Below are 10,330 nucleotides of genomic sequence, written 5' to 3'. Positions count from 1 at the left end.
GCTATTGAGCTGTTCGCGGTAGCGGTCGATCGATTCGGATGTCAGCGGCAGGCGCTGGTCATCGAGCACCTCGCCGCCGAGCTGATCGGCAATGTCGCGGGCAATGTCGATCATCTGGTCCAGAATCAGGCTTTCGCTGGGACCATCGAGCGGCAGTTGCATGAACAGTGCGAGTACAGGGGTCGCAAAGCTGGCGCTATTGCCACGGTCGAAGGTGCCGGGTTTTACCCCGTTCATCAACGAAAACAGGGTTTCGCCCAGTTCGCCGGGATAGTGATAGATCGACAGGGCACCGAATTGGAAACCGATTTCCTCGATCAGGTTCTCCACACGATCGCCGGGGAATGCTGCGCCGTCGGCACTGGCCACCAGCAGGGGAAGGACGACCGGGTCTGCATCCCGACCAACGTTCTGTTTGACATTTTGCTCAGTGGCGTCGGCAGATGACGGGGACTCGGGTTCCCCATTATCTGACGATGACTCCTGCTTTTCCTGATAGCTGAAATGGGGCGTCTGGCGACGACGGAACAGGCTACCGCCTGTCTCGGGCATCTCATCGAGCACCTTGCGGCGCACGTTACCGATAACGCCTTCGGCATCCGCCAAACCGAGCACGTCATCCACATCGATGGGTTCCGGCTCACTTTTGCGGGTGAACGTGGGTTGCTGCCAACGCAAGGGCTCGGGTTCGACTTCATGGGGTTTGGTGGCGGGCGTGATCACCGGATCAAGCCGTTCCTTGACCTTAACCCGGCCGATAATGCCTTCATCAGGGGTCTCATCGAGATCCGATTCAAGCGCTGCCTCGGTGGATTTCACTCGCGCATCTTCTTGCGCGCGTATCTGCACATCAATCGGATCATCGAGATTCGCTTCGGTACGTCCGCTGCCCAATTCGACGGCCTGCTCGCTCTTATGGCGGAGATAAACCCACACAATCCCCGCAAGCGCCAACACGCCAGCCGCCAAAAAAATCCAACGTAACCATTCCATACTTTTATGACTCTAATAGTTGCACGGCGCGATCCACATCCACCGAGACAATGCGTGAAACACCCGCTTCACGCATTGTCACCCCGACCAAAGCCGAGGCGCTGGCCATCGTGGTTTTATTGTGCGTCACGAACAGGAATTGCACCCGATCCGACATGGCCGAAACCATAGCACAGAATCGGCCGACATTGGCCTCATCCAGCGGGGCATCGACCTCATCCAGAATACAGAAAGGTGCGGGGTTGAGCTCGAATAAAGCGAAAATCAATGCCACCGCCGTCAGCGCCCGCTCGCCCCCCGATAATAACGATAATTGGGTGACTTTCTTGCCCGGCGGTTTGGCGAATAACAGCACGCCGGCATCCAGATCGTCCGCACCGCTCAATTCGAGCCGGGCCTCGCCGCCACCGAACAAGTGCACGAACAAGGGGCCGATGCGCGCATTCACCGCGTCGAACACCGACTTAAATTGCGCGCGCGTCTGCTTATCCAGCGTCCGGATGGCCTCCTGTAATTGATCAAGCGCCGCCTGAACGTCTTCAATCTGCCCGTCCAGTTCGGACTTGCGTGCTTCGGCTTCGGCAAACGCTTCGATGGCGGTGAGGTTCACCGCGCCCAGACGGGCGATCTGCTGTTCCAGCGTCGAGAGTTCAGATGCCTGCGCCTCGGCAATATTCGCAATGTCTGCCAACCGCTCAATGGCTTCGGCATCCAGTGTTTGCTGATCATCACGCCATTGATCGAGTGCCTGCGTCAACGCCTGGGCCGCGTGATCCTCCCGCACCGCCAACTGAGCGCGCCGCAACTCCAGCGCCTGAACCGCCGTGCGTGCCTTTTCAAGGGCCATCTGCACCTCATGCCGCTCGATGCCTGCGGTCTGCACAGCCTGCGTGTGCTGCTGAACTCGTGTCAGCGCCGCTTTTTCCTGCTGCGCGATCTCATGCTGACGGGCACCGAGCGCGGTGAACTCGGCCTGCCGTTCGGTTTGCTGTGTAATCAACCCGTCCAATCGATCCGAAAATTGTGCCAATCGCTGATCGATTAGCACCATCTGTGCCTCATCGCGCGCCAGTGATTGCTGCGCCTGCTCAAACTGGTGCTGGTTGCGATCCACCGTCCGCTCCAACTGCTGGAGCGCCTGGCCGGCCTCCCCGGCCTGGCGACGCAAGGCCTGCACGGCCTGCTCTGCCGTTTGCTGGCGTGCATTGAACGCATCACGCGCAGTGTGGGCCTCTGCCACGATCTGTTCGAGACGGCGTATTGTCTCTTCCAGTCGCGCCCTATCTGCGCTCAATTGCCTGTGCTCGGTCTCCATTCGCACAACCTTTGCCGCTCGATCCGCCTGTTGCTGTTCAAGCTGTTGGCATTTGCGATGTAGATCCGCCAGCGACCAGTGCAGGCGCTGACGCTGCTGTTCGAGCTGGTGTTGCTCGGCCACGAGCCGCTCGACCTGCTTGCGCTGCTCCGTCAACTGATTTTGTATCCGTTGGAATTCAATCTGTACCTGCTCCGCCGCCGTTTCGGCTTCGGTGCCGGCCTGCTGCAATTCGACCAGACGGGTTTGTTGCGCCAGTCGCACGGCGGCTTGATCACTCCCGCCGCGCCCGATCCAGTGCCTACCGACCTGCCAACCATCGGCCAAGACGAAACAGTGACCGGATGGCAGTGTGTGGCGCTGCGCCAATGCCTCGCTCAAAGATGCGGCGGGATGGCGTGTGTGCTGCCAATCGCGCAGCCAGGGCGCCAGCGCCTCACTTGGGCTGGGCGTCTGTTCGAGGCCGGACTTTGACTCGGACGGCTGCAAATCCGGCGCTACCCACCAACCCGTTGCGGGTATCTGATCGGCATTCCAGGCCCCCACCAGAGCATCCAGATCATCCACGCAGGCCGCCTCGATGCCCGCACCGAGTGCATGGCCCCACCAGGCGTCGGCATATGCATTGGCCAGACGCCGAATGAGTCGCTCGGCTTCAGGCGAGTCGTCTTTCGATGTTTGGTGGGACGCTACAGCACGCTCAAGGCCACGACGTTCGGCCTGCAACGCATCGGCATTCTGCCGCAGAATCTGCGCATTCTTTTGAATGGCGGCAGCCCGCTCCGATTGTTCAGCCAGAACCGCTTGCTGTTCGGCCAACACCGCTTCGCTTTCGGCTTGCGACTGTTCCAGCGCACCCATCCGGGTTTCGGCATCCTGAATCTGTTCGGTTATGGCGGCCATCTGCCCGGTGGAATCCGGCGCGGCCACATTCGCTCGCTCGGTTTCCAGCCGTTGCAACTGCCGCAGCAATGCGGCGTACTCCGCCTTTGCTGCGGCCAAATCCTGCTGCGGCCGCGCCAGATCATCGTGTGAACGCGCCCATTCGGCCCGCATTTCGTTCAAATGGGCATCCGCTGCACGCAACTTCTCCTGTGCTCTGGCGCGTTGCTCCATGGCGTTTTGCCGTTGTGATTCGAGCATGCGCCGCTCCTCGGCCAGACGGGACAGTTCAGCCTGTAGCGCCGTGCAGGCCGCTTCCAAACGCGTTCGCTGGGCAAGGTCGTCCTGTCGCTGTTGCTGCGTTGATTCGATTCGGGCGGCAAGCTCCCCCAAACGTCCCTGAAGTTGCGCCTGCTCGGCCGCCAGTTGATATTGCCGGGCCTGAACCTGTTGCAGATCGCTCTGGGCCGCCGTTCGCGCTTCATCCTCCTGCGCCCACTGCGACTCGACCTGTGCCATGCGTTCGGTCGCCGTCGTCATGTTTGCCTGAGCGGCTTGCCACTCGGCTTCCAGCGCCGCGTGGGCACGTTCGGCCAGAACGACCTGTACCGCTGCTTGCTCGACGACTTGACGGCGCCGCTTCTTCTGCAATTCCCGATAGCGCTCAGCCGTCCGCGCCTGCCGCTCCAGCTGGCTTTTCTGGCGACCAAGCTCGTCGGCGATATCGCTTAAGCGGCTGAGATTGTCCTGGGTTTGTTGGATACGACTTTCGGTTTCACGACGGCGCTCCCGATACAGCGAAATGCCGGCCGTCTCTTCAAGATAGGCACGCAGATCTTCCGGTTTGGCATCGACAATCCGGTTGATCTGGCCCTGTTCGATCACAGAATAAGAGCGCGCGCCGACACCGGTACCGAGGAACAAGTCCACCACATCGCGGCGGCGAACCCGTGTTTGATTGATGGTGTAGCGCGATTGCCCGTCCCGACCCAGACTGCGGCGGATGACGATCTGATCATAAGCACCGAATGGACCGGAGAGGCGACGGGCGCTGTTGTCGAACGACAACTCGACCACGGCCTGACTCGCCGCCGGGCGCTGGCCGCTGCCTGCGAAGATCACATCGTCCAGCGACTGGCCACGCAGCTGCTTGGCGGAAGACTCGCCCAACACCCAGCGGATGGCATCGATCAGGTTGGATTTGCCGCAGCCGTTCGGGCCGACAATCGCCACCCGCTCGGCTGGCAGCAAGATTTCAGTCGGCGCGGCGAAGGATTTGAATCCGGCCAGATACAGCCGTGTCAGACGCATTTGCCCACTCCGCGAACACATCGAAGCGGCACACTGCGATTCGAACCTCTATACTGGCGGCCAGAATTCATTCCATTCCTTTTAACCATAAATACAATTCGGCCTTTAACCAGACCGATACTGATGCAAGGTGATTCATGAGCACTCAGCCCAGCAAAACACTCGAAACCTTTCCCAACCCCTTCCCGGACCGCGACTATACCATTCACATGACGATCCCTGAGTTCACTTGCCTGTGCCCGAAAACCGGCCAGCCCGATTTTGCCACGATCAAGATCGATTTCGTGCCCGATGAGCGATGTGTCGAACTCAAATCCTTGAAAATGTACATGTGGTCCTTCCGTGAAGAAGGCGGCTTCCACGAAGCAATGACCAACGGCATTCTCAATGATCTGGTTGCGGCCATTTCCCCCCGCTTCATGCGGGTAACCGGCGAATGGAATGTCCGTGGCGGCATATACACGAATGTGATCGTCGAGCATCGTCAACCCGGCTGGACGCCAGCGCCAAAAATCGAACTGCCCTGATCGACCCGCCGTCACAGAAATGCTTTAAGTCGGAAACTTCATACAGGTCAATGTGCTGTCCGCGGCTCGTGCGTTCAAGAAAGACGGTTAGAATCGGTTCATCGCCCACATCGAACTTACATACCTTCGATACCATGGCTTGCTCGTGGAGGAATTTTGTATGGAAAACCCGCAATGACTAACGCCCCGAACACGTCGCGGTTGCCGCTCATTTGGGGTGCTCAAATCCAAGCGCCCGTTCGATCCGGCTAAGGGCTTGTCATGAGAGCAGAAAGACAATATCTGAATAAATCAGAGATTCCGTGCGGCACTTAACAGGCTGCTGAAATACCTATTTCAGCAGCCTGTTAACGCGGGGCATGGATGCCCCGCACGAAAATCAATCACGCAAGGGATTGATTTGTCGCTGCCAAGTCCGGGCGTGTACCGGACTTGGCGGGGCTGAAAAACTCATGGATGAGTTTTTCAGCATCCTGTTAGGTTGTGCCGCCCTCTGAACATTCCAAGATTGGATTATTCAGCTTCATTAGATAATGGCAGGTAGTAGCAAGATGACAGATAGTGTCCACGATTCGGCCGTTTCTCCCAATGACGCCAACAAGCAGCGCATTCTGGTAGTTGATGATGACCCAGGCATTCAGGCGCTGCTGGGGCGCTATCTGCGCGAGCAGGGTTTTGATGTGTGCGTGGTGGGTAGTGGCGCTGAAATGGATGCTGCGCTCGCTAGCAACTCATCCGTGGACTTGCTCGTGCTGGACATCATGCTGCCGGGCGAGGATGGTTTGAGCATCGCGCGCCGCCTTGATCCAAAAACGCGGCCGCCGGTCATTATGCTTTCGGCACGAGGTGAAGACATCGACCGAATCATCGGCCTGGAAATCGGCGCTGATGATTATGTGCCCAAGCCCTTCAATCCCAGAGAGTTGCTGGCGCGGATTCGAGCCGTTCTGCGCCGTCATCGTATCGAGCCGGATGCGGGCGTTGAGAAGGCGCACCGCACGCGGGTCGGCGATTTTGCTGTAAATGTGCAGACACGGCAGGCGTTCCTGCATGACGAGGCGCTGGATCTCACGCATGGCGAATGGCAGTTGTTGCAGTTCTTCATTGAACGACCGAACCGGGTCATCAACCGCGACCAGATTATGGATTATCTGAAAGGCTACGAGCGCTCGGCATTCGATCGCAGTATCGATGTCCGCGTCACCCGACTGCGGCGGAAAATCGAGGCGAATCCTTCGGAACCGCGTTATCTCGTGACAATCTGGGGCGAAGGGTATCTGTTCGCGCCATCGGGGCGCAGTCCGCGTTCGCCGGATATTACAACGGCGGCGGGCGAGCCAGCGTGATCAAAATAGCGCGTCCGCCGCTTGTCTGGAGCCTGTTCTCCACCACCGCCCTGGCTTTAGTGGGCAGTGTCAGTTTCATTCTTGTCTTTGCGATGACCGCCGTGACTTGGTTCGCCATGGTGCCGATGGCCAAGCGTTCAGCCGATGATCTCGCCGCCTTAATTGTGCTGTCGGCACAAACCTGGGTTGAGTTGCCCAAAGATGCCCAACCATCGCTGGCAGCAGAGTTGAAAACACAGCACGGGCTGAAAATAGAAGAAATTCAAACGCTGAGCCGACAACACGGCACCTTGCTGCCCTATGTGCGCTTTCTGCACGATGCGGTCGTGCGACGCTTGAATGCCTGCCCGCCTGGCACCAGGGATAACGCTACCGGGGAATGTGTTTACATGGGGGTGTTACCCAATCAGGCGGGGTATTGGCTGGAATTGCCGATGGCCGATGATGTCCTGCGGTTCGAGTTCTCCCGTGATCGCGTGGGCTACCGTATTCCCTTCACGCTCAGTGCCATTCTTGTAGGCGGTATCCTGCTCACGCTTATCTTGGCGCTGTTTTTGACGCGGCGGTTGACTCGACCAGTCAGTCTGCTTGCCGAGCAGGTCAGTCGAGGTTTGCCCGATGCCCCTCTCCCCTTGACGGGGCCGCAGGAAACACGAGTGCTGATCGATGCGGTTAATCGGCGCTCTGCCGAAGTGGCTCGACTCTTGGAGAATCGCACAGTGCTGCTGGCGGGTATCTCGCATGATTTACGCACGCCACTGACGCGTTTGAGTCTCGGTCTGGCATTGGCGCAGGACGATATTGAACCTGAGCTGCAAGCCCGGATGCAGGCTGATATCGAGCAGATGAATCGTTTGATTGCCGAAGTCCTGCAAATTGCGCGCGGGGTAAGCCAGTCTGCCAGCGAACCTACCCCGTTGCATCTGTGGCTGACTGGATTTGTCTCCGCATGGCAGCAGAGAGGCACGGCAATTTCCCTTGTTGTCGATGAGCCCTCCGCAGCGTTGGAAATCGATGTCGCCACGGATAGCCTGCAACGGATCCTGGATAATCTGGTCGAAAATGCGCATCGTTATGGCCACCCCCCGATCACATTGCGTTGTTTGCGGACTATTGATGCACAAATACTGTGCATAGAAGACGAGGGAGAGGGATTGACGGCTACGGAAATCGTCCGCTTGCGCGAGCCCTTTGCCCGCAAGGATGAGGCCCGTTCAGGTGTGACGGGATACGGACTGGGTTTGAGTCTCGCGCAGGCGCTGGCGCAAGCACAGGGGTGGAAACTGGATTTGTATGCCCCGGGAGAGCACCCTTATTTGCCTCATAGCCTTATGCCTAAAGGGTTGGCGGCTTGTCTTCACTTGCCGGGCGGTGTCGCGCCCGTTCGGCCGCTTTCATCGAGCGAGGCATGAGTCGCTACTTTAAGCGTGGTTTCTGAACGTGCGAACCGGTGCGAGTAATAGGGTAAGTTTTTTCTGTTCGGAATTTACCAGCAAGAGTGATTTAGGTGTTTTTTGCACAAAAATGTGTACATGGCTAGATATAGGATTTGATTTGTGCGATTTCGGTGCATTCGCGCAGGGTGTTCTTGTGCCCTGTGATTCACGTTAGAGGTGGATTAATACTTATGAATCAGGGTGTTCTTGGGCTGTTTTTCACAAAGTGCCTACATTCTGCTTTTAGGCATGATTCCTGCTTTTATTGCCAAGATAAGCGTTTGGTTCGATGATGCGCCTTGCATAGTCTGTCTCAAACGCGCTTTGCGTTCGCTTAATTTTGAAACTGCTCCCTGGAGGAATTCATGTCTGTAAGTCATGCGATGAAAATGATGGAAGAAAACGGCGTCAAGTTCGTCGATTTCCGCTTTACCGATACCCGTGGCAAGCAACAGCACGTCACTTACCCCGCTGCGCGCGTGGATGAAGACAGCTTTGAGTCCGGCATCATGTTTGATGGTTCGTCCATTGCGGGCTGGAAGGGCATTAACGCTTCAGACATGATTTTGATGCCAGATGCTGGTTCAGCTGTCATGGATCCGTTCTCCGAAGAATCTACGATGATTCTGATCTGCGACGTTATCGAGCCGGACACCATGCAGGGGTATACCCGCGATCCGCGTTCCGTAGCCAAGCGTGCCGAGGCATACATTCAGGCTTCGGGTCTGGCCGATGCAGCCTACTTTGGTCCTGAAAACGAATTTTTCGTCTTCGACGACGTGCGCTGGGGCAATGAAATGTCCGGCTCTTTCGTCAAAATCGACTCCAAGGAAGCTGCCTGGAATTCTGGCAAAGAATACGAAGACGGCAACATGGGGCATCGTCCCGGCGTGAAAGGCGGTTATTTCCCGGTTCCTCCTGTCGACTCTCTGCATGACCTGCGTCAAACCATGTGCCTCGTGCTCGAAGACATGGGCCAGACCGTTGAAGTGCACCACCACGAAGTGGCTACTGCCGGTCAGTGCGAGATCGGTGTTGCGTTCAATACGCTCGTGAAAAAAGCCGATGAAGTACAGAACCTCAAATACGTGCTGCACAACGTAGCGCACAGCTATGGCAAGACGTTGACCTTTATGCCAAAGCCAATGTTTGGCGATAACGGTTCCGGTATGCACGTTCACCAGTCCATGGCGAAAGACGGCAAGAACCTGTTCTCTGGCGACAGCTATGCCGGTCTATCCGAAATGGCGCTGTACTACATCGGCGGTATCATCAAGCACGCTCATGCCCTGAACGCGTTTTGTAACCCGTCCACCAATAGCTACAAGCGTCTGGTCCCCCACTTCGAAGCGCCTGTGAAGCTCGCGTACTCCGCTCGAAACCGTTCGGCTTCCATCCGGATTCCTTTCGTATCCAACCCCAAAGCTCGCCGAATCGAGCTGCGCTTCCCTGACTCCACCGCGAACCCGTATCTGGCCTTTGCCGCCATGTTGATGGCTGGTATCGATGGTATCCAGAACAAGATCCACCCAGGCGAAGCGGCCAGCAAGAACCTGTACGATCTGCCGCCCGAAGAAGAGAAGAACATCCCCGAAGTGGCGTTCTCGCTGGGCGAAGCGCTGGATGCACTGGATAAAGACCGCGAATTCCTCAAGCGGGGTGACGTGTTCTCCGATGATCTGATCGATGCCTACCTTGAGCTCAAGCGTGGCGAAGTTCAGCGTCTGCGCATGCTGCCGCATCCGATCGAATTCGAGATGTACTACAGCCTGTAATCGGTGCGCCCTGATGCAGGCAGCCATTCGGCTGCACGGTCATAAACCGCTATAGCAAGAAAAAATCCCCGGCCTTGGTCGGGGATTTTTTTGTCGCGAGTAAATTCAGGCGAGATTTCGCATTTCGCCTCCCCTTTTTGAAAAAGGGGAGAAGCGCGGGGGACTAAAGGAACCTCTGCACGAATACAGCGTTTCTTCGGGCACTGGGCTGGGTACGACTCGGCAAATTTCCCCCGGCCCCCTTTTTTTCAACGGAGTGCGCTCCCCTTTGTAAAAAGGGGAACGAGGTGGATTTAGGATGGCATTGCATGCGTGCAGACCATCCCTAGAAAATACATCAGAGGGCGAGCTGCTTTTTGTTGCAGAAGAAGTTCAGCTTGGGCCGGGCCGTCCTGCACTGATTGTTGTGCATTGAAGCAAACAAGACCCCCGGCTTGGCCGGGGGTCTTTCGTTAGCTTTGGTGTGCTTCAGAGCTGAAGCACGTCGCAGGTCATTGTGGTGTGCCTTTGGATTTTTCCTCTTGCGTGTCGAAGAGAAAACCCGCGGCTGCAGAGGTCAAAATCAACAACCCGGTGCCGATGATCCAGGCGAAGTACCAGGGGGCGGCTTCACCCATCACGATCACAAGGAAGATCACGATCATGGCCAGCACAAAAAACAGCAGGAAATAACCAATCGTCTTCATATTCTTTCTCCGTAAATTTCAGCCCGGGATCAATAAGCGTGCGGGTCTTTCTCGATCTT

At 57.1% G+C, this 10,330-nt stretch carries 7 protein-coding genes; 4 read left to right on the top strand and 3 right to left on the bottom strand.

The features are described 5' to 3' along the window. On the bottom strand, positions 1 to 993 hold a 993-nt coding region (locus M7R55_RS10120; RefSeq protein WP_298220291.1), incomplete at its 3' end, for a cell division protein ZipA C-terminal FtsZ-binding domain-containing protein. Positions 994 to 997: 4 nt separating this feature from the next. Further along, a complete protein-coding gene (gene smc, locus M7R55_RS10115; protein ID WP_298220290.1) occupies positions 998 to 4,501 on the bottom strand; it encodes a chromosome segregation protein SMC in 3,504 nt (1,167 codons plus the stop codon). A 137-nt stretch (positions 4,502 to 4,638) separates the two neighbouring features. On the opposite strand from smc, the gene queF reads away from it, so the two are divergent. From queF to glnA, 4 genes are all read left to right on the top strand, one after another. Next, positions 4,639 to 5,028 carry a preQ(1) synthase gene (queF, locus tag M7R55_RS10110; RefSeq protein WP_298220289.1) on the top strand — a complete coding sequence of 130 codons (390 nt, stop codon included), beginning with the start codon at positions 4,639 to 4,641 and terminating at the stop codon, positions 5,026 to 5,028. Positions 5,029 to 5,579: 551 nt separating this feature from the next. Then, positions 5,580 to 6,374 carry a response regulator gene (locus tag M7R55_RS10105; protein ID WP_298220288.1) on the top strand — a complete coding sequence of 265 codons (795 nt, stop codon included), beginning with the start codon at positions 5,580 to 5,582 and terminating at the stop codon, positions 6,372 to 6,374. Beyond that, positions 6,371 to 7,786, top strand: coding sequence for an ATP-binding protein (locus M7R55_RS10100; protein WP_298220287.1), 1,416 nt, complete (start codon positions 6,371 to 6,373; stop codon positions 7,784 to 7,786). The genes M7R55_RS10105 and M7R55_RS10100 overlap by 4 nt, the downstream gene beginning before the upstream one ends. Before the next feature lie 389 nt (positions 7,787 to 8,175). Further along, on the top strand, positions 8,176 to 9,585 hold the full coding sequence (glnA, locus tag M7R55_RS10095; protein WP_298220286.1) for a glutamate--ammonia ligase: 1,410 nt from the start codon (positions 8,176 to 8,178) through the stop codon (positions 9,583 to 9,585). A 491-nt stretch (positions 9,586 to 10,076) separates the two neighbouring features. Here glnA and M7R55_RS10090 read toward each other — a convergent pair whose 3' ends face one another. Continuing rightward, positions 10,077 to 10,271 (bottom strand): hypothetical protein, encoded by a 195-nt coding sequence (locus tag M7R55_RS10090; protein WP_298219370.1) that lies wholly within the window; start codon positions 10,269 to 10,271, stop codon positions 10,077 to 10,079. Positions 10,272 to 10,330 lie beyond the last annotated feature (59 nt).

It is taken from the genome of Halothiobacillus sp. (genome assembly GCF_027346185.1).
GTDB lineage: Bacteria > Pseudomonadota > Gammaproteobacteria > Halothiobacillales > Halothiobacillaceae > Halothiobacillus.
Note: the sequence above shows the minus strand (reverse complement) of the source record. Positions and strands in the feature narration are given on the sequence as shown.

What these genes read in the sequence shown, in the direction of transcription:
- M7R55_RS10090 (WP_298219370.1), bottom strand. Translation starts at nt 10,271, where the DNA reads ATGAAGACGATTGGTTATTTCCTGCTGTTTTTTGTGCTGGCCATGATC.
- smc (WP_298220290.1), bottom strand. Translation starts at nt 4,501, where the DNA reads ATGCGTCTGACACGGCTGTATCTGGCCGGATTCAAATCCTTCGCCGCG.
- queF (WP_298220289.1), top strand. Translation starts at nt 4,639, where the DNA reads ATGAGCACTCAGCCCAGCAAAACACTCGAAACCTTTCCCAACCCCTTC.
- glnA (WP_298220286.1), top strand. Translation starts at nt 8,176, where the DNA reads ATGTCTGTAAGTCATGCGATGAAAATGATGGAAGAAAACGGCGTCAAG.
- M7R55_RS10105 (WP_298220288.1), top strand. Translation starts at nt 5,580, where the DNA reads ATGACAGATAGTGTCCACGATTCGGCCGTTTCTCCCAATGACGCCAAC.